The sequence below is a fragment of the Bradyrhizobium sp. GW821-FHT13H05 genome (genome assembly GCF_058804065.1).
Genome location: NZ_JBXAPO010000002.1, coordinates 710,226 through 728,984, shown reverse-complemented (window position 1 = coordinate 728,984; position 18,759 = coordinate 710,226). Strand labels below are relative to the sequence as shown.

At 64.3% G+C, this 18,759-nt stretch carries 16 protein-coding genes; 7 read left to right on the top strand and 9 right to left on the bottom strand.

The annotated features are described in order from the left end of the window. Positions 1-14: 14 nt before the first annotated feature. The gene (locus AC1RR3_RS07750) at positions 15-584 is read left to right on the top strand and encodes a UbiX family flavin prenyltransferase (protein ID WP_492821015.1); all 570 of its coding nucleotides are present in this window, start codon (positions 15-17) and stop codon (positions 582-584) included. A gap of 52 nt (positions 585-636) precedes the next feature. After that, positions 637-2,328 (top strand): tetratricopeptide repeat protein, encoded by a 1,692-nt coding sequence (locus AC1RR3_RS07745; RefSeq protein WP_492821013.1) that lies wholly within the window; start codon positions 637-639, stop codon positions 2,326-2,328. A gap of 304 nt (positions 2,329-2,632) precedes the next feature. Here the strand turns inward: AC1RR3_RS07745 and AC1RR3_RS07740 are convergent, their stop codons facing one another. Both AC1RR3_RS07740 and pxpB read right to left on the bottom strand, forming a co-directional pair. Beyond that, entirely contained in the window at positions 2,633-3,658 is a 1,026-nt protein-coding gene (locus AC1RR3_RS07740) for a 5-oxoprolinase subunit C family protein (RefSeq protein WP_492821011.1), read from the bottom strand. A gap of 8 nt (positions 3,659-3,666) precedes the next feature. Then, positions 3,667-4,422, bottom strand: coding sequence for a 5-oxoprolinase subunit PxpB (pxpB, locus tag AC1RR3_RS07735; protein ID WP_492821009.1), 756 nt, complete (start codon positions 4,420-4,422; stop codon positions 3,667-3,669). A gap of 139 nt (positions 4,423-4,561) precedes the next feature. On the opposite strand from pxpB, the gene AC1RR3_RS07730 reads away from it, so the two are divergent. Next, a complete protein-coding gene (locus AC1RR3_RS07730) occupies positions 4,562-5,338 on the top strand; it encodes a LamB/YcsF family protein (protein WP_492821007.1) in 777 nt (258 codons plus the stop codon). A gap of 53 nt (positions 5,339-5,391) precedes the next feature. On the opposite strand, the gene lpdA is transcribed toward AC1RR3_RS07730, so the two are convergent. The 5 genes from lpdA to AC1RR3_RS07705 are packed head-to-tail and all read right to left on the bottom strand — an operon-like array spanning position 5,392 to position 10,622. Then, positions 5,392-6,789, bottom strand: a complete 1,398-nt coding sequence (gene lpdA / locus AC1RR3_RS07725; RefSeq protein ID WP_492821005.1) for a dihydrolipoyl dehydrogenase — start codon at positions 6,787-6,789, stop codon at positions 5,392-5,394. Between the two features lie 13 nt (positions 6,790-6,802). Next, positions 6,803-8,086, bottom strand: a complete 1,284-nt coding sequence (locus tag AC1RR3_RS07720) for a dihydrolipoamide acetyltransferase family protein (protein WP_492821003.1) — start codon at positions 8,084-8,086, stop codon at positions 6,803-6,805. Further along, positions 8,086-9,102, bottom strand: a complete 1,017-nt coding sequence (locus AC1RR3_RS07715) for an alpha-ketoacid dehydrogenase subunit beta (RefSeq protein ID WP_492821001.1) — start codon at positions 9,100-9,102, stop codon at positions 8,086-8,088. Before AC1RR3_RS07715 ends, AC1RR3_RS07720 begins: the two co-directional genes overlap by 1 nt. Before the next feature lie 3 nt (positions 9,103-9,105). Beyond that, the gene (locus AC1RR3_RS07710; RefSeq protein WP_492820999.1) at positions 9,106-10,338 is read right to left on the bottom strand and encodes a 3-methyl-2-oxobutanoate dehydrogenase (2-methylpropanoyl-transferring) subunit alpha; all 1,233 of its coding nucleotides are present in this window, start codon (positions 10,336-10,338) and stop codon (positions 9,106-9,108) included. Then, entirely contained in the window at positions 10,335-10,622 is a 288-nt protein-coding gene (locus tag AC1RR3_RS07705; protein WP_492820997.1) for a hypothetical protein, read from the bottom strand. The genes AC1RR3_RS07710 and AC1RR3_RS07705 overlap by 4 nt, the downstream gene beginning before the upstream one ends. A gap of 157 nt (positions 10,623-10,779) precedes the next feature. Between AC1RR3_RS07705 and AC1RR3_RS07700 the strand changes: the two genes are divergently transcribed. After that, positions 10,780-11,280, top strand: coding sequence for an Lrp/AsnC family transcriptional regulator (locus tag AC1RR3_RS07700; RefSeq protein WP_008134518.1), 501 nt, complete (start codon positions 10,780-10,782; stop codon positions 11,278-11,280). A 131-nt stretch (positions 11,281-11,411) separates the two neighbouring features. Beyond that, positions 11,412-12,893 carry an aldehyde dehydrogenase family protein gene (locus AC1RR3_RS07695; RefSeq protein WP_492820994.1) on the top strand — a complete coding sequence of 494 codons (1,482 nt, stop codon included), beginning with the start codon at positions 11,412-11,414 and terminating at the stop codon, positions 12,891-12,893. 27 nt (positions 12,894-12,920) lie between these two features. Here AC1RR3_RS07695 and AC1RR3_RS07690 read toward each other — a convergent pair whose 3' ends face one another. Then, on the bottom strand, positions 12,921-13,271 hold the full coding sequence (locus tag AC1RR3_RS07690) for a RidA family protein (RefSeq protein WP_492820992.1): 351 nt from the start codon (positions 13,269-13,271) through the stop codon (positions 12,921-12,923). A gap of 145 nt (positions 13,272-13,416) precedes the next feature. Further along, on the bottom strand, positions 13,417-14,988 hold the full coding sequence (locus tag AC1RR3_RS07685) for an MFS transporter (protein WP_492821431.1): 1,572 nt from the start codon (positions 14,986-14,988) through the stop codon (positions 13,417-13,419). Between the two features lie 174 nt (positions 14,989-15,162). On the opposite strand from AC1RR3_RS07685, the gene AC1RR3_RS07680 reads away from it, so the two are divergent. Together AC1RR3_RS07680 and AC1RR3_RS07675 are read left to right on the top strand one after the other, a co-directional pair. Then, entirely contained in the window at positions 15,163-16,017 is an 855-nt protein-coding gene (locus tag AC1RR3_RS07680) for a LysR family transcriptional regulator (protein ID WP_492820990.1), read from the top strand. 253 nt (positions 16,018-16,270) lie between these two features. Then, positions 16,271-18,592 carry a molybdopterin guanine dinucleotide-containing S/N-oxide reductase gene (locus AC1RR3_RS07675; protein WP_492820988.1) on the top strand — a complete coding sequence of 774 codons (2,322 nt, stop codon included), beginning with the start codon at positions 16,271-16,273 and terminating at the stop codon, positions 18,590-18,592. Positions 18,593-18,759 lie beyond the last annotated feature (167 nt).

Here is an 18,759-nt window from a genome sequence, read left to right as displayed (position 1 = left end):
GTGAAGGAGTTTTCATGTCTGGCCAAGCGCGATTGATCGTTGGAATAACTGGGGCATCAGGCATTGCATACGGTGTTCGCCTCCTGAAGCTGCTGCGGCAGACCCCGGTTGAAACTCACCTCGTGGTGTCGCGCGCGGCAGAGATCGCCATGGCGCATGAGGGGCCCATCAAGGTCTCGGACGTACGAGGCTTGGCTGACCGCTGGTACAAGTTCGACGACGTGGCGGCGCCCATCTCGTCCGGATCGTTTCGGACGCAAGGCATGATCATTGCACCATGTTCGGTCAGAACAATGTCCGAAATTGCAACCGGGGTAACATCGTCGCTTCTTTCACGCGCGGCAGACGTCGTGCTCAAGGAGCGCCGTCGACTGACGTTGCTGGTTCGCGAAGCACCACTTCACACGGGGCATCTCAGGACCATGACGACGCTCTCTGAATTGGGCGCAATCATCTACCCGCCTGTACCTGCACTCTATGCGAAGCCGGCAGATATCGACGACATGATCGACCAGACGGTCGGGCGCGTACTTGATCTCTATGATATCGACCTTGGCCTGGTATCCCGATGGAAGGATTCGTAGCATCGACAGGAGGTGGCACGATTGCGGTTGTTCGTAACCAGGAGGGAGACTGATGCAGCGCTTCGATCTCGGCGCTTACACGCGACGGATTTCAACCATTTCGGCCGAAGCGCAGGGCTGGTTCAATGCAGGCTTCAATTGGTGTTACGCCTTCAACAAAGCCGAAGGGCTCAACTGCTTCAGGAAGGCGCTCGAGCACGATCCTGAATGCGTCATGGCCCATTGGGGCATGGCATACGGAAGTGGTCCCTTCTACAACCTGACATGGCGTGATCATGGCGAGCACGAGGCGAATGCTGCTACTGCCACGGCCTTCAAGCATATCGCGCTGGCCAAAGCTTTGGCGCACAAGGCAACCGACGTCGAGAACCGGTTGATTGACGCTCAGGCGTGTCGTGTCCAGAAACCGCATGCTGTCGCTCCCGAGGATTTCGATCGTTGGGACAACGACTACGCAGCTGAAATGCGCAGGGTTCATCGCGAATATCCTGACGACGCCGATGTGACGGCACTCTTCGTCGAAGCCCTTATAACCAGGACACCGCGGCGATTGTGGGATGTCAGGACAGGCCGCCCTGCGAGGGGCTCCGACGTGCTTGAGGCGCTTTCGGTTTGCGAGCGTGGCATCGACGTCGTGCGGTCGACCGGTGCCCAGCCGAATCCGGCGCTACTGCATCTGCATATCCATATCCTCGAGATGTCGAACGAACCCGAGAGAGCATTGGTATCAGCGGAAGCACTGGCGCCTCTATGCCCAGACGGCGGACATCTGAATCATATGCCGGCACATGTCCACATGCTCGTCGGGGACTATCAGAGCGCCAAGCAGGCCAGCGAATTGGCGATTGCAGCCAACGATAGATATCTTGCTTACGCGGGTACATTGTCGCCTTACACGACTGCATGTGCTCACGATCTCCTTTTGATGATGCATGCTTGCATGTTCATGGGAGCATACGGCGACGCGATTGCAGCGGCCGACAAGCTCAGCGGCATGGTGACCGAAGAGCTTCTTTCTGTCCGGGATCGCCCTAAATTCGTGACGAGCCTCGAGGGCTATAATTCCATGCGCATCCACGTGTTGGTGCGCTTCGGAAAGTGGAAGAAAATAATCGACGAGCCTATGCCTGCGGCGCCAGGGGCGTATCCAGTCACGACAGCGATGCTTCACTACGCCAAGGGCATAGCTCATGCCACTCTTCGAGACTTCACCGCGGCAGAGCGGGAGCGCGGTCTGTTTCTGGAGTGTGTGTCGCGCATTCCCGGAGATCGGAAGGTGTTCAACAACACCGCGAAGAGTATTCTTTCGGTCGCGGAGAGTATGTTGGAAGGAGAACTGGCCTATCATAAAGGACAGTATGATAGTGCATTCGCGCATTTACGGGAGGCAGTCTCGAGAGATGACGGCCTGGAGTATGTTGAACCATGGGCTTGGATGCATCCTCCCCGGCATGCGCTCGGAGCTTTGCTTGCCGAGCAAGGTCACTATTCCGAGGCGGAAAGCTGCTACCGTGAGGATCTCGGACTGAATCCCGGCATCCAGAGATGCGCGCAGCACCCCAACAATATTTGGGCACTTCAAGGGCTTGCAGAATGCCTGCGGGTTCGCGGTATCGTGCATGAATTGAAAGATGTCGAAATCAGATTGTCCGCGGCAAAGGCGTTGTCGGACACAGCCATCGACGCTGCTTGCATGTGTCGAACTGGTCGTGTCTCAAGGACAGGTCCAATGTGCTGCGATTGAGCCCCTGGACCCGCTGGCTGATCTGGACAAGAAGCGCGCGCGGAATGCGCGTTCCTTGATTGTTAGCAAGTCAGAATTGGGTGGCCGATGCTCCCGCCTGTTTGGCGGAAGCTTTTGGAAGCTGCAGCGAAGAGGCAGGTTTGAACTCTTAATCAGCGGGTCCCAGGTTCGAGCCCTGGTGCGCCCACCAAATCGGTGATTTGAGCGGAAAACGGTTTGAACATCTGATTTTTCAAACGGTCTCTTATTTGGTGCAGCAACGGCCAGCGCGTGGCGGCTGCCGTACGCCCGGCGCAACCCCGGTTCAATCGAACGCGGAAGTCACGCCGTCGATGAGATTGCACGCCAGCAAATGATCGCTTGTGGGCGTGGCGGTGCGCTGGATCTCGATCAAGGATGCGTCGATGCGCCTGATCTGTTCGCGCGCCTCTCGTGCGAGCTTCACAGCGACGTCGTCCTCGATCGCTTCAAAACGCACGCGTTCTCCGGGGCGGAGCTGAGCGAGCCGCGGCAGGTCCGCCGAGATCACGGTGGCGATCTTTGGATATCCGCCGGTGGTCTGGCGATCGGCGAGCAGGATGATTGGCTGGCCGTTGCCGGGGATCTGGATGCTGCCGAACACCGTGCCGTCGGAGACGATGCCCACCGCGCCCGCGTGCTGAACGCGCGGCCCTTCGAGCCGGCATCCCATGCGATCGGATAGCGGCGTGACGGCGTAGTCGGAGCCGAGGAAGGTTGCGATGCCCTCGGCGCTGAAGGCATCGTCCTGCGGGCCGAGGAGAACGCGAACGACTCCTTGCGCGCGGCGGCGATGCGCCGGGGATACCATCAGATGTGGCCGCGCCGGCAGTCCGGGAGCTGCCAGCGCCAATCGATCGCCCGCACGCAGCGGACCACCGTCGAGCCCGCCGAGCTGGCTGCGCGAATGCGTCGAGACGCTGCCGAGCATAGGCGTCACCTGAAAACCGCCGGAGACCGCGAGGACGGCGCGGGCGCCGTCCCGCGCCGTGCCGATCGCGAGGCGCTGGCCTGCCTTCAGATCGTGCGTTTCATGAGACGAAACCGGCCGTCCGTCGATGGTGATGGCGAAGTCCGCGCCCGCCAGCGCGAAGCGGATATCGGCACCGGCGCAACTGAGCGTCGGCCCAGCGAGGGTGATCTCGAGCGCAGCCGTTTCGGCCTTGTTGCCGACCAGCGCATTGGCGGTTGCGAGCGCAATCGGATCCATCGCGCCCGAGGCCGAGATGCCGTAGCGCTGAAAGCCGCGTCGGCCGAGATCCTGAAGGGTCGTGGCAAGACCAGGCTCGACGATTTCGAGATCAACAGACATTGCGCCACTCAGACCTTCAACTCTTCGCACTCGGCGATGATCGCGCCTGCGTCCGCCGCGCGCGCGAGCGCGGAAAATTCGGCGACACCGATGGGATGGAAGCGCAGGAGATCGCCGGCGCGGAACAGGAAAGGTTCGTGCGTGCGAGCCGGGTCGTAGGAGCGCACCGGCGTGCGCCCGAGCATGTGCCAGCCGCTCGGCGCGGCGAGCGGCGGCGCGACCGCAGCCTGCTGGCCTCCGACCGAGACGCTGCATGGCGGCGTGACGAGCCTCGGCTCCGGGCGCCGTTCGACATGAAGTGCGCGATCGAGCCCGCCGAGATAGGCAAATCCGGGCATGAAGCCGATCATGTAGACACGGTATTCGGCTGCGCTGTGCCGCGCCACGATCTCGTCCGTCGTGGTATCGAGCCGTTGCGCCAGCCAGTCGAGATCCATGCCATTGTCGCCGCCATAGGCGACCGGAACGGTCCAGCGGCGACGGACCTGTCCTTCCGGAGCCACCGGCGGCCACAGCGCCATGATCTCGGCTTCGACGTCGCGCCGTGACAGCATGGTCGGATCGAAACAGACCAGCAGCGTGCGGTAGGTCGGTACGATCTCCACGATGCCGGGCACCGCGCGCTCGGACAGTGCGCGGTCGAGATCGACGACGCGCGCATTGACATCGGCGTCGATGCCATCTCCGACCTCGACGGTCAGCGCCGCGTCGCCGGATCGGCGGAAGCGCGGCATCGCGTAGAGTGCATTATTGGCCCTGCTCATGGATGCCCTGGTGAAATCGTCGGACGTATGCATGCTCCTCGAAAAGCGACAACGCTCATGCAGGCAATGCGCCGAATTTTCCGTGACGCGCACCGCGTATCATGGATATATCGAACCTGCACGGCAAAAGAGGACGACGATGACTCTGATCGATATGAACTGCGACATGGGCGAAGGTTTTGGCGTCTATACGCTCGGCGACGACGCCGAGATGCTGCGCACCGTCACCTCGGCCAACATCGCCTGTGGCTTTCATGCCGGCGACCCGCTCGTGATGCATCGGACCTTGACCGAGGCGAAGGCCAATGGCGTGCAGGCCGGTGCACATCCAGGCTTCCTCGATCTCTGGGGTTTTGGCCGCAGGCCTATCCAGGGCGAGCGCCCCGCCGACATCGAGAAGATCGTGCTCTATCAGGTCGGCGCGCTGATGGCGCTGGCATCCGACGCCGGCCATATTGTCCGCCACGTCAAGACCCACGGCGCGCTCGGCAACATCGCCGCGGAGGATCGCGATCTCGCCGAAGCTGTGGCGCGCGCGATCCGCACCATCGATCGCAATCTGATCTTCGTGGTGATGCCCGGTCAGGAGACAGAGCGGGCCGGCGAGAAATTCGGTCTGCCTTTGGTGCGCGAGATCTACGCCGATCGCGCCTATGCCGACAACGGCAATCTGGTCTCGCGCCGCCTCGCCGGATCCGTCATTCATGATGCGGAGGTCGCGTCGGAGCGGGTCATTCGCATGATCGAGGACCGCGCGATCACCTGCCTGTCGGGAACGCGGCTGCCGACCCGAATCGACAGCGTTTGCGTCCACGGCGATACGCCGGGTGCGGTTGCGATGGCGCAGAGCCTGAGGACGCGGCTTATCGCGGCCGGCGTCACGCTGGCACCGATGGCTGAGGTCATCGGTGCCTGATCGCTGATCGGAGCGTTCAGAGACGTCGGGTGGTCGTGATTCCGGCGATAGGTCTAGACGTGGATCGCGTGGCCGAGTGCCTTGAATGCGGCTTCCTGGATGGCCTCGCCCAGCGTGGGATGCGCGTGGATCGTGCCGGCGATGTCCTGCAGGACCGCGCCCATCTCGATCGCGAGGCCGAACGCGGCGGACAGCTCAGAGACTCCCTGTCCAACCGCGTGGATGCCGATCACCTGCTGATTGTCGGCCCTGGCGACGATGCGCACAAAACCGGGCTCGCCATGGCGCGTCATTGCGCGGCCATTGGCTGCAAAGGGAAATTGTCCAACCTTGGTGTTGATGCCGGCCTGACGAGCCTCCTCCGGTGACAAGCCCACGGAGACGATCTCGGGATCGGTGAAGCAGATGGCCGGGATGCCGCGCTTGTCCCATGCACGCGGCATGCCGGCTGCGATCTCTGCCACCATCTCGCCCTGCGCCATGGCACGGTGGGCCAGCATCGGCTCGCCCGTGACGTCGCCGATCGCATAGATGCCGCGCATCGAGGTCTCGCAATGCTGGCCGATACGGATGAAGCGACCGTCCATGTCGAGGACGAGTTGCTCCAGTCCCAATGCGGCGGTGACCGGCGTGCGTCCGACTGTGACAAGAATCCTGTCCGCCGTCAGGCTGCGCTCCTGGCCATCGGCGGTCTCGACGCGCAATCCGTCTCCTTGTGCAGTCAGGCCGAGCGCCCGGGCGCCGGTCAGCACCTCGACGCCGAGTGTGCTCAAGCGTTTCGTGATCGGAGCCGTCAATTCGGCATCGTAGAGCGGCAGGATGTTGTCCTGGGCCTCGACCACGGACACCTTGCTGCCCAGCTTGGCGAAAGCTGTTCCAAGCTCGAGCCCGATATAGCCGCCGCCGACGACAACGAGGGATTTCGGCACCTCTGCCAGCGACAGCGCATCGGTCGAGGAGATGACCCTGCCGCCGAATGGCAGGGAGGGCAACTCGATGGGCGCCGAGCCGGTCGCGATCACGACGGTCTCGGCCTTGATCGTCTTCGGGCCCGTTTCGGTCTCGACAATGATCGTCTTGCCGTCGCGGAAGCGTCCATGGCCCTGAACGATCTTGACTTTCGCCTTGCGCAGCAGCGCGGCGACGCCGTTGTTCAGCCGATGGACGATCCCGTCCTTCCAGGCGATCGCCTGCTTGAAGTCCAGCGCGGGCGCTGCCGCCGTCAGGCCGAACGGCGTCTTGCCGTGTGCCGCCTCGGTCAGCTTCTCGAATTCCTCGGCGACATGAATCATCGCCTTCGAGGGAATGCAGCCGACGTTGAGGCAGCTTCCGCCCAGTCTACCGCGTTCGACCAGAACGGTATCGAGGCCGAGCTGGCCGGCGCGGATCGCGCACACATAGCCGCCGGGGCCGCCACCGATAACGACGAGCTGACAGGTGATTTCGGTCATTGTTTCTTCCGCCTCAGGGGTCGACGAAGATCGTCGCCGGGTTCTCCAGCAGCTCCTTGAGCCTCTGCACGAAGACGGCGGCGTCCCATCCGTCGATGACGCGGTGATCGAAGCTGGAGGAGAGATTCATCATCTTGCATGGTACGAACTGCGCGCCGTCCCAGAGCGGACGCACCGCGATCTTGTTGACGCCGACGATGGCGACCTCGGGATGGTTGATCACCGGGGTGGTCGCGAGGCCGCCGAGCGCACCGAGCGAGGTGACGGTGATCGTCGATCCGGTCAATTCCTCGCGTGTCGCGGTGCCCTCGCGGGCGCGCTGGGCGAGACGGTTCAGCTCCATGCTGCAATCCCGCAGGTCACGCGCCTCCGCATGCTTCACCACGGGCACGACGAGGCCCGACGGGGTCTGCGTCGCAATGCCGATATGGATGCCGGCATGTTGATGGACGATGCCGGCCTCGTCGTCATAGAGCGCGTTGAGCGCAGGCTGCTCGGCAAGCGCCTTGACCATGGCGCGCATCAGGAAAGGCAGCAGCGTCAGCTTGGGATGTTCCGGTGCCGGCTTCTTGTTGAGTGTCGCGCGCAGATCCTCCAGCGGAGAGACGTTGACTTCCTCGATGATGGTGATGTGCGGAATGCGGGACTTCGACAGCGCCATCTTCTCGGCAATGCGGCGACGCAAGCCAACGACCTTCACGTCGGTCACGGCGGTCTTCGGGTTCATGCCGGGGCCATGGACCGCTGCCGGCCCGCGCGACAGGAAGGCGTCGATGTCCTCGTGGGTGATGCGTCCGGCGGGACCGGTGCCGTGGACCTGGCGCAGGTCGATGCCGGCTTCTTGCGCCTTGAGGCGTATCGCGGGCGAGGCCGTCGGCTTCTCGCCGGGTGCGCGCCGGGCCGCAGACGTCGTCGCCGGCTTGGTTTCGATGGCCGCGGGGCGGACGCGGGCAGGAGGCGTTGGCGCAACGCCCGCAGTTTCGGCTTTCGTCACAGCCGATGGCGCGGCGACGTTGTCCGTCGGCGCCTTGTCTTCGGTCTCCGCGTCGTCGCCGCCGTCGACCTTGAGCTTCACGAGTGTCGAGCCGATCGCGACCGCTTCGCCAATCTGGGCACCGATCCAGCTGACCTCGCCCGCGAGCGGCGAGGGAATCTCGACCGAGGCCTTGTCGGTCATCACGGTGGCAAGCAGATCGTCCTCGCGAACGAGATCGCCTTCCTTGACGTGCCATTCGACCAGCTCGGCTTCGGCAATGCCTTCCCCGATGTCCGGAAGCTTGACGCTGCGCTCGCCCATCAGCGTGTCTCCACGATGTCGCGCAGCGCTTGCCCGAGTCTCGCGGGGCCGGGGAAATAGTCCCATTCCTGCGCGTGCGGGTAGGGCGTGTCCCAGCCGGTGACGCGCATCACCGGCGCTTCGAGATGATAGAAGCAGTGCTCCTGCACCAGCGCGGTGAGCTCCGCGCCGAAGCCGGAGGTCAGCGTTGCCTCATGCACCACGATGCAGCGGCCGGTCTTCGCGACGGAAGCGGCGATCGTCTCGAGATCGAGCGGAAGCAGGGTGCGCAGGTCGATCACCTCGGCGTCGATACCGGTCTCCTCGACGGCGGCGAGGGCAACGTGAACCATGGTGCCGTACGTGAGGACAGTGACGGCTTCGCCGGCGCGCCGCGTCACCGCCTTGCCGAGCGGTGTGGTGTAGTGTCCCTCCGGCACTTCGGAGAGCTCATGTCGGGCCCAGGGGGTGACCGGGCGATCGTGGTGACCGTCGAAAGGGCCATTGTAGAGCCGCTTCGGCTCCAGAAAGATGACGGGGTCCGGATCCTCGATGGCCGCGATCAGGAGGCCCTTCGCATCATGGGGATTGGATGGCACCACGGTCTTCAATCCCGCGACATGCGTGAACAGTGCCTCGGGGCTCTGGCTGTGCGTCTGCCCGCCGAAGATGCCCCCGCCCGTCGGCATGCGGATGACCAGGGGGCAGGTGAAGTCGCCGGCCGAGCGATAACGCAGCCGAGCTGCCTCCGAGACGATCTGGTCGTAAGCCGGATACATGTAATCGGCGAATTGCAGCTCGACGCAGGGGCGCAGGCCATAAGCGGCCATGCCGACCGCGGTGCCGACGATGCCGCACTCGCTGATCGGCGCATCGAAACAGCGCGAGACGCCATATTTCTGCTGCAGGCCCTGCGTGCAGCGGAACACACCGCCGAAGAAGCCGACATCCTCGCCATAGACCACGACGTCGTCGTTGCGTTGCATCGAAACGTCGAGCGCCGAGCGGATCGCCTCGATCATCGTCATGCGCGGCACGGCTCAAACTCCGATCTGCTGGCGCTGGCGCCGCAGATGCGGCGGCAGCTCGGCATAGACGTCCTCGAAGATGTCGCGGGCCGACGGCTTGCTGCCGGAGTGCAGCGTGCCAAAACTCTCGGCCTCCTTCTGCGCCGCGATGACGTCGGCGAGAATCTCGGCCTCGGCCTGCTTGTGGCGTTCTTCCGACCAGGCTCCGGCTGCGATAAGATGCTGCTTGAGCCGGATCACGGGATCGCCCAGCGGCCACTCCTCGGATTCGTGCTTCGGCCGGTAGGCGGACGGATCATCCGAGGTCGAATGCGCGCCGGCGCGGTAGGTGACATATTCGATCAGCGTCGGCCCGAGGTTGAGCCGGGCCCGCTCGATGGCCCATTTCGCGACCGCATAGGTCGCAAGATAGTCGTTGCCGTCGACCCTCAGCGCAGGAATTCCGAAGCCGAGGCCGCGCGCCGCGAAGGTGCCGGAGCCGCCGCGCGCGATGCCCTGGAAGGTCGAGATCGCCCATTGATTGTTGACGACATTGAGGACGACGGGCGCCTTGTAGGTCGAGGCGAACACGAGCGCGGCATGGAAATCGGACTCCGCCGTCGAGCCGTCCCCGATCCAGGCCGCCGCGATGCGGCTGTCGCCCTTGATGGCCGAGGCCATCGCCCAGCCGACGGCCTGAACGAACTGTGTGGCAAGATTGCCTGAGATCGAGAAGAAGCCGTGCTTCCTCGACGAGTAGAACACCGGAAGCTGGCGTCCCTTCATCGGATCGTTCGCATTGGAATAGATCTGGCACATCATGTCGACGAGCGGATAGTCATGCGCGATCAGCAGGCCGGCCTGGCGGTAGGTCGGGAAGTTCATGTCGTCGGGGCCGAGCGCGATGCGGAACGCGCAGCTCACGGCTTCTTCGCCGGTGTGCTGCATGTAGAAGGACGTCTTGCCCTGGCGTTGCGCCATCTGCATGCGTGCGTCGAAAATGCGCAGGGTCATCATGTGGCGCAGGCCGGCGACCAGCTCGTCCAGGGAAAGGTCCGGCGCCCATGGCCCGATTGCCTGCCCCTCGTGGTCGAGCACGCGGATGATCGAATAGGCGAGATCGCGAATCTCCTCGGGCGCCACATCGACCGGCGGGCGCCGGACCGAGCCTGCCTTTGGAATCGAGACGCCGGAGAAATCCGGCTTGCCCCCCGGCCGGCTCGCAGGCTCCGGAACGTGGAAGTGAAGGGGCGTGGGGCTGGTCATGGAAGCATCCGCTCGTTTGCAGGTCCTGGAGAGACAATGCCTGGCCGATCGGCGTCCTCGCAGGCGAGCTCCGCGACGGAAAGGTCCGTGATCGCCGGATGGCGTGACAACCGTTCCGTGAGGTCTGCGCAATCAGCCGACGGCGTCACTTCAAGAACCATCCGTATCGTTCGGTTCCCATCGGAGTGCGTTGTCATCGCGACCTGGTCGAGGCCGAAGCCGAAGCGCGCCGCGTCGAGGACGAGGCGGACGATCCCGTCAAAGGGGTCGGGCGTGGTGGCCATCACGCTGACGCGCCGGGGCTGTCGAGGTTGCATGTCAGTTTCTCTCGCGGTACATGATAATCTTCTGTTTCGAGAAAATTTCCCAAAATTCCGACAGGTTTGGCAAAATCGCGGAAGGTTTTCCCGCAAAACTGCAAAATGACAGAAAGATCGACTGATGCCCTCCAAGCGAAGCCCCGTCGAGGAACTCGATCAACTGGATCGCCGGATTCTCTCGGCGCTCAGCGAGGACGGCCGGTTGACGACGAGCGCGCTGGCGGAGCAGGTCGGGCTGTCGAGCTCGCCGTGCTGGACCAGGGTGAAGCGCCTGGAGGAAAATGGCGCGATCGAGAAATATGTCGCGGTGCTCAATCACGCCCATCTCGGCTACAACAACATCGCCTTCGTCGAGATCACGCTGGACAAGCATGACGACAAGGTGCTCGAGCGCTTCGGCGCCGCCCTGTCGCGAATTCCGGAGGTGACGGAAGCCTATCTGGTGACCGGCGATTACGACTATCTCATCAAGGTCGTCGTGCGCGACACCGATCACTACGAGCGCTTCCTGCGGCAGGCGTTGTACAGGATCCCGGGCATCCGGCAGTCGCGAACGACATTCGGCCTGCGCACGCTGAAGCGCCAGATCTCGATCGATCCCTCCAAGGCCGGTCCGCCCTGATATTCGGTTTGACGCCTGCTCGCGGCTGCCTGCAAGACCTGCCCGAGGCGAGGAATCACCGCTATGAAAGCGCGAAATCAAACAACGGCGGGGCATCCGGTCATGGCCTCCGTCGAGACAGGAGTACTCCGATGACGAATGCCGAGATCCGATTTCCGGTCGACGGCCGAACCCGAAAGATGTTTGTCGATGGCGCGTGGGTGGAAGCCCGCTCGGGGAAAGTCTTCGAGACGCGCAACCCCGCGACCGGCGAAGTGATCGCGCGCGTCCCGCGCGGCGAGACCGCCGACATCAACGTTGCGGTCGCTGCGGCCCGTCGCGCCTTTGTGGGGCCGTGGAGCCGTTTCAAGCCGTTCGAGCGGCAGGCGCTGCTCCTGCGTATCGCCGACCTGTTCGAGAAGCACTGGGAGGAGATCAGCCAATCCGATACGGCGGATATGGGAATGCCGATCGCCCGGACACGGGCGAACAAGCTTCGCGTGATCGGCATGTTGCGATACTACGCCGGCATGGCGACCTCGCTCCACGGGCAGACGGTCGATAATTCGCTTCCGGGGGACATCGTCTCGTTCACGCGGAAGGAGCCCGTCGGCGTGGTTGGCGCCATCATCCCGTGGAACGCGCCGACGGCTGCATCGGTTTGGAAGATCGGGCCCGCGCTCGCGACTGGTTGCACGATCGTGCTCAAGCCGTCGGAAGAGGCGCCGCTGACGCCGCTGCTGATCGCGGATCTCATGAACGAGGCCGGTGTGCCTCCCGGCGTCGTGAACGTGGTGACCGGAACCGGGGCGGAGGCCGGCGCGCCTCTGGCCGAACATCCCGATGTCGACAAGATCGTCTTCACCGGGTCCACCACGACTGGCCAGGCGATCCTTCGCGCTTCAGCCGGCAATCTCAAGCGGGTCTCTCTCGAGCTCGGCGGCAAGTCGCCAGTCATCGTCTGCGCCGATGCCGACCTCGACAAGGCTGTGCCGATCGCCGCGATGGCCGCATTCGCCAATTCGGGCCAGATTTGTATCGCCGGCTCGCGCCTGTTCGTGGAGCGGACAATCCATGATGAATTGGTCGAGCGGCTTGGCAAGTTCGCCTCCGCGCTGAAGATCGGTGATGGCGCCGATCCGTCGACCGAGATCGGGCCTCTCGTGTCCCAGCGGCAGCTCGACAAGGTCGAGGGCTTTCTGCAAAGCGGGCGCGACGAGGGCGCAACCGTGGTGGCCGGCGGCCGGCGCGCGAAGGAGGGCAGTCTCGCGAAGGGCAATTTCGTCGAGCCGACCGTGTTCGCCGGCGTCTCCGACGACATGCAGATCGCCCGTGACGAAATCTTCGGCCCGGTGATTTCGGCACTGCCGTTCGACACCCTCGACGAGGCCGTGGAGAGAGCCAACGCAACGCCGTACGGGCTCGCGGCAGGTGTCTTCACGCGCGACGTGAGCAAGGCCCACGTCATCTCGCGCAGCCTCCGCGCAGGATCGGTGTGGGTGAACACCTATCACGCGCTGGATCCCGCAATGCCGTTCGGCGGCTACAAGATGAGCGGATATGGCCGCGAGGGCGGCACCGAGCATCTCGACGAATATCTGCACACGAAGGGTGTCTGGATCAAGCTGGATTGACCTTGGCAACCAGCTTTGGGCCCGCCGCTATTGCCGGGCAGCGATGGCAGTCATCTCGAGTTTGACGCCCGGACCGAGATCGGCCACGCCGATTGCAGCGCGTGCCGGCAGGTGAGCTTCTGCAAAGTGCGCCTTCCAGGCCGCATTGAACTCCGCCTTCTCCTTCAGGTTGGTCATGTAGATGGTCACCTGAAGAACTTTGGCCAAGTCGGATCCGAGGGTCTTCAGCAGGCGCGCCAGTTGGCCGAGGACGTCGTTTGCCTGGCCCGACATGTCGAGGCTCGTATCCTCGGGGACGATCCCGCCGATGTAGAGCACACCATCGTGCTCAACCACTTCGTGGAGGAGTCCTTCGTAGGGCAAGACGCGCTGGATCATGACGTGACCGATGTTGCTGTGGAGATGGGACGCATATCGCACATTTTAGCCACCAGGGCGAGGTCCTGCAGGTCGCTTCTTCACCGCTCGACTCCTTCTCCGCGACACCTCGACAATCGTCGCGCGTCCCGGGCCGGCATCGCGGTCAAGACGAGGAGCGGGGGACACAGCAGCGTTCGTTCTCGCCTCGAGTCCGGCGCTGCCGTGCGGGGCTGTCGCCGCCGATCGCGAAGCTCGCCAGTGCCAGAAGCCAGACGGAAATCCCGCCATAGAGCATCACCAGCTTGAAACCATGGATCAATGCATCGTGCAGGGCGGTGTCCGCCGCCGGCAGCAGGCTCAACTCGGGACTATCGGTCACGCGGGCGGCGCCGCCAGCGATGCGCTCCGCGAGATCTTGCAGGCGGCCGGCATCGAGCGCGCCGGGAAGCGCGCTGTGCAGCCAGGCTGAAATGCCGGCGATCAGGATAAAACCCATCAGGGCAATGTTGATTGCGAGCGAAATCATGCGGGCGCTCATGTCGATTCCCGAGGCCATACCGGCGCGCGTGCTCGACACCGATGCGGTGGTGACGTTGGTCACCGGCGTGTTGGTAAGGCCGAGACCGATGCCTGCGAGCAGGCATCCCGGCGCCAGCGTCAGCCAGGTGACGTGCTCCGCGCCGCTGCCGGCCCACATCAGCATGAAGCCAAGGCCGATCACGAACAGGCCGACCGGGATGGCGATGCCACCGCCGAATCTCAGCAGCAGCCGTTCGCCGAACGGCGGTACGACGAGCGTCGGAAGCGTGTAGGCGAGCAGCGCCAGGCCCGCGGCGACATTGTCGTAGCCAAGCGCGCTGCGGAAGAGGATCGGCAGGTAGATCATGAAGGGCCAGAAGCTGAAATTCATGCCGGCAGATCCCAGCAGCGCGCCTGAAAAGGCGCGGATCCGAAGGACGGAGAAGTCGAACATCGGACGGGCGCTGCGCATTTCCGCGACCACGAAGGCGACGAAGCTCAAAACGGCCGTCGCGACGATCGCAAGGCCGGTCAGGCTGGCGAAGCCGAAATCGGAGCCCTGCGTGATATAGAAGGCGACGCAAAACACCGACGTCGAGAGCGTGGCGATGCCAGCGACGTCGAGATGGCTGGCCTCGGGATCGCGAGATTCCCGCACGCCGGTCACCGCGAGCGCGATCGTGACGATCGCGATCAATGCGTGGATCAGGAATACCCATTGCCAGCCGGAAACCGCGACGATCGCAGCGCCGACGATCGGACCGAAGCCAAGACCAATTCCGGAGATGATCCCCCAGGCGGCGAAGGCGCGCGCACGCTCCGGGCCAGCCTGGAATTGATGGGAGAGAACCGCGACCTGACAGATCAGCATTGCGCCGCCGCTCATGCCCTGAAGGAAACGGCTCACGATCAGGACGAGGGCGTCCTGCGCGAGGCCGCAGACCAGGGAGGCAAGACCGAACACGGCAATGCTGGCGACGAATACACGCTTTCTGCCGTAGCGATCCGCCAGCGTCGCCGTCGCCATCAGCACCGTCGTGACCGCAATGGTGTAGGCGTTCATGATCCATTGGAGCTGCTGGAAGTTTGCGTGCAGCACCGTCTCCAGTGTCGGCAGGATCGTCGGCACGCTGGAGATCTCGAGGCCGAACATGAGAGATGCGAGGCACGCAGCAGCCAGGGCGATCGTATTTCGTCGTGATGTTGAGACCGTCACAGCTGTGACCTCCAGGTTCGGTGCCGATTGCCGACACGCAAGGCAGGACGTCGTTCGATGGAGAAACGTCGGTTTCCGGTATGCTTGCGTCGCGCCGCGCGAACATAGGGAGCCCTTGACCACAACAAAATCGGATCAATATAGATTTCAGAGACAACAAAGGCGGATGATGGAATGATCTCGCTCGATGTCGATGCCGTCAGGGCGTTTGTGATGGTGGCGGATCTCCACAGCTTCACGCGCGCCGCCGAGGCCCTGGGGACCACGCAAGGTGCGATCAGCGTCAAGCTGAAGCGGCTCGAGGATCGGGTCGGTCATCGGTTGCTCGAACGCACGCCGCGATCGGTGCGGCTGTCGGCGCAGGGGACGGCCTTCCTGCAAGGCGCGCGGGACTTCATTGCGGCTCACGAACGCGCGATCGCCGGACTCAATGCGCCTCCGCGTCACTTCAGCCTGGGCATCGCCGCGCATGTCGCGGGCCCAGAGGTCCCGGCCTTGCTGTCACGGCTTCATGCGCACGATCCGAACTTGACCATCGAGGTCCGGCTCGACAGCTCGCGCAACCTCCTCGATCTGTTCGAGCAAGGGCGGCTGGACGCGGCCATCGTCCAGCGCGAGGACGATCGTCGCGATGGTGAGACGCTGGCGCATGAACGCTTCGGCTGGTTCGCGGCGCAGGGGTTCGAGCACAGGACCGGAGAGCCCTTGCGCCTTGCCGCGCTGACGCCGACCTGTGGAGTCCGCAACATCGCCACGCAGGCGCTGGATGCGGCCGGCCTGAAATGGACCGAGGTGTTTTTGGGAGGTGGCTCCTCGGCGGTCCATGCCGCGGTCGTGGCGGGGCTCGCCATCGCGCCGTTGTCGTATCGCATAGCGCCGGCCGGCACCATCGACATCGGCGAGAAGCTCGGACTTCCCAAGCTGCCGTCGTCCGAGGTCGTGCTTCATTCGTCCTTGACGGACCAGCGCTCGCGCGCGGCCCTGGCTGCATTGGCGGCGGCGTTCCGCGAGCATCGTACGCAGGCGTGACGCCGCGCGATTGCAGCTCCGGCACCGCGAGATCGACGAGGACGTTCAGCGATTCCGGGCGCGGCTCAATCTGGCGAGGTCGCCGACATGGACCGGGCCGTTCGCTTCGCGGACTCGGGGACCGTCAGTCCAACGAAACGTTCACCAGACCGCACAGTGCACGGGAGCCCAGCGTCTGCGTCAGCCCTGATCTCGATGACATCGGGACGTGGATCGGTATACTGCCACCACGTACCGGAACAAGGATCAGACGATGGACGATACGATTGGTTTCCCCGACCCCGGCCTCGACCTGTCGGACGGCTTCAAGCCGCACACCTCGCATTGGGGCGTGTTCTCGGCGCGCCAGGGCGCGGCCGGGCTGGAGGTCAGGGCCTATGCGGGCGATCCCGATCCGAACGGCATCATCGACAATTTCCCCGGTGCGCTCCGCCACCAGGCGCGCATCGCGCAGCCGGCGATCCGCCGCGGCTGGCTCGAACGCGGACCCGGCCCGGACGATCGCCGTGGCCGCGACGAATTCGTCTCCGTCAGCTGGGAGAAGGCGCTCGATCTGCTCGGCGACGAGCTCGGCCGCATCCGCGACACGCGCGGCCCCGGCGCGGTGTTCGGCGGCTCCTATGGCTGGTCGAGCGCGGGCCGCTTCCATCACGCGCAGAGCCAGGTGCATCGCTTCCTCAACATCGCGATGGGCGGCTATGTCCGTTCTGTGAACTCTTACTCCTCGGGCGCGTCCTCGGTGCTGCTGCCGCAGATCCTGGCGGGCTACGAGGACATCACCAAGCGCAACGTCACCTGGGAGCAGATTGCTGCCGACACGGAGATCGTGCTGGCGTTCGGCGGCATGGCGCTGAAGAACTCGATGGTGGCCGGCGGCTCGATCAGCAAGCATGTCGAACGCGATGCCATGGCAGCGGCGCGCCGGCGCGGCTGCGAGTTCATTCTCGTCAGCCCGCTCCGCGAAGACCTGCCTGTCGAGGCCGGTGCGGAGTGGATGATGTGCGTGCCGAGCACCGACACCGCGCTGATGCTCGGCATCGTCCACACGCTGGTCGCGGAAAACCTGCACGATCAGGCCTTCCTCGATCGCTACACCGAGGGCTGGCCGGTCTTCCTGCGCTATCTCACCGGCGAGAGTGATGGACAGCCCAAGCATGCCGAATGGGCCGCCGCGATCTCCGGCGTCGACGCGGACACGATCCGCACGCTCGCGCGCCGCCTTGCCGGAAAGCGCGCGCTGATCACTGTCTCGCATTCACTGCAGCGCGCCGAGCATGGCGAGCAGCCGGTGTGGATGGGCATGGTGCTGGCGGCAGCGCTCGGCCAGATCGGGCTTCCCGGCGGCGGCTACGGCTATTCGCTCGGTGCGATTGGCTATTACGGCCGCCGCGTCAACGACGTGCCCGGGCCGACGCTGGGGCAGGGCCGCAACGGCGTCCGTGATTTCATTCCGGTCGCGCGCATCGCCGATATGCTGCTCAATCCCGGCTCCACCTATCGCTATAATGGCGAGACGCGCACCTATCCGGACATCCGCCTCGTCTACTGGGCCGGCGGCAATCCGTTCCATCACCACCAGGACATCAACCGCCTGCGCAAGGCTGTTGCGCAGCTCGATACGTTCGTCGTGCACGAGCTCGCCTGGACCGCGACGGCGCGCCACGCCGACATCGTGCTGCCCTCGACGATGACGCTCGAGCGTGAGGACATCGGCTACTCCAGCAACGATCCGCTGATGGTCGCGATGCACCAGATCGCCGAGCCGTTTGGCCTCGCGCGCGACGACTACGATATTTTTGCCGATCTCGCCGAGCGTCTCGGCGCGCGCGAGCCCTTCACCGAGGGGCGCACGTCGCGGGAGTGGCTGGAGTATCTCTATAAACCGACCCGCGCCTCGCTCGAAGCGCGCGGCCTCGAGGCCCCGAGCTTTGATGAATTCTGGCAACGCGGCAGCCTGGTCGTGCCGCAACAGCCCGATGACGGCGGCCGGCTGCGCAGCTTTCGCGAGGATCCGGTCAATCATCCGCTGCCGACGCCGAGCGGCCGCATCGAGATCTTTTCGCAGAAGATCGCCGGCCATGGCGATGCGGATTGCCCCGGCCATCCGGTCTGGCTTGAGAAGACCGACATGCCGAAGCCGGGTGCGCCGTGCTTCCTCGTCGCCAACCAGCCGGTGACACGCCTGCACAGCCAGCTCGATTTCGGCGGACATTCGCTGGGCGCAAAGCATCGCGGCCGCGAGGTCGCGCGCATGAACCCGGTTGATGCCGACGCGCGCGGTATCAAGGACGGCGACATCATCCGCCTCTTCAACGAGCGCGGCGCGTGCCTTGCCGCCGTCCACGTCACCGACGGCATCGCGGCCGGCGTCGTGCAGCTTCCGACCGGAGCCTGGTACGATCCGATGGACCCCGAGGACGAAGCCCCGCTCTGCGTTCACGGCAATCCCAACGTGCTCACCCGGGATATCGGCACTTCGTCCTTCGCGCAGGGCTGCACGGGGCAGCTGACGACGGTGGAAGTGGAGAAGTTCACCGGCAATCTGCCGCCGATCCGGGCGTTCGATCCGGTGTAGGGGGACAGCAACGGCGTAGCCCGGATTGCGCGAGGCGTAATCCGGGGCCGGTGTCGGCGATGCGGGAGGGGTGTACCCCACCCGTGCGAATTCGAAATCGCCCCGTGCATGACGAAAGAACCACCCGCGTGGCGCTGCTAAGGGTTCGTCTCCTCACCGAAGGATCA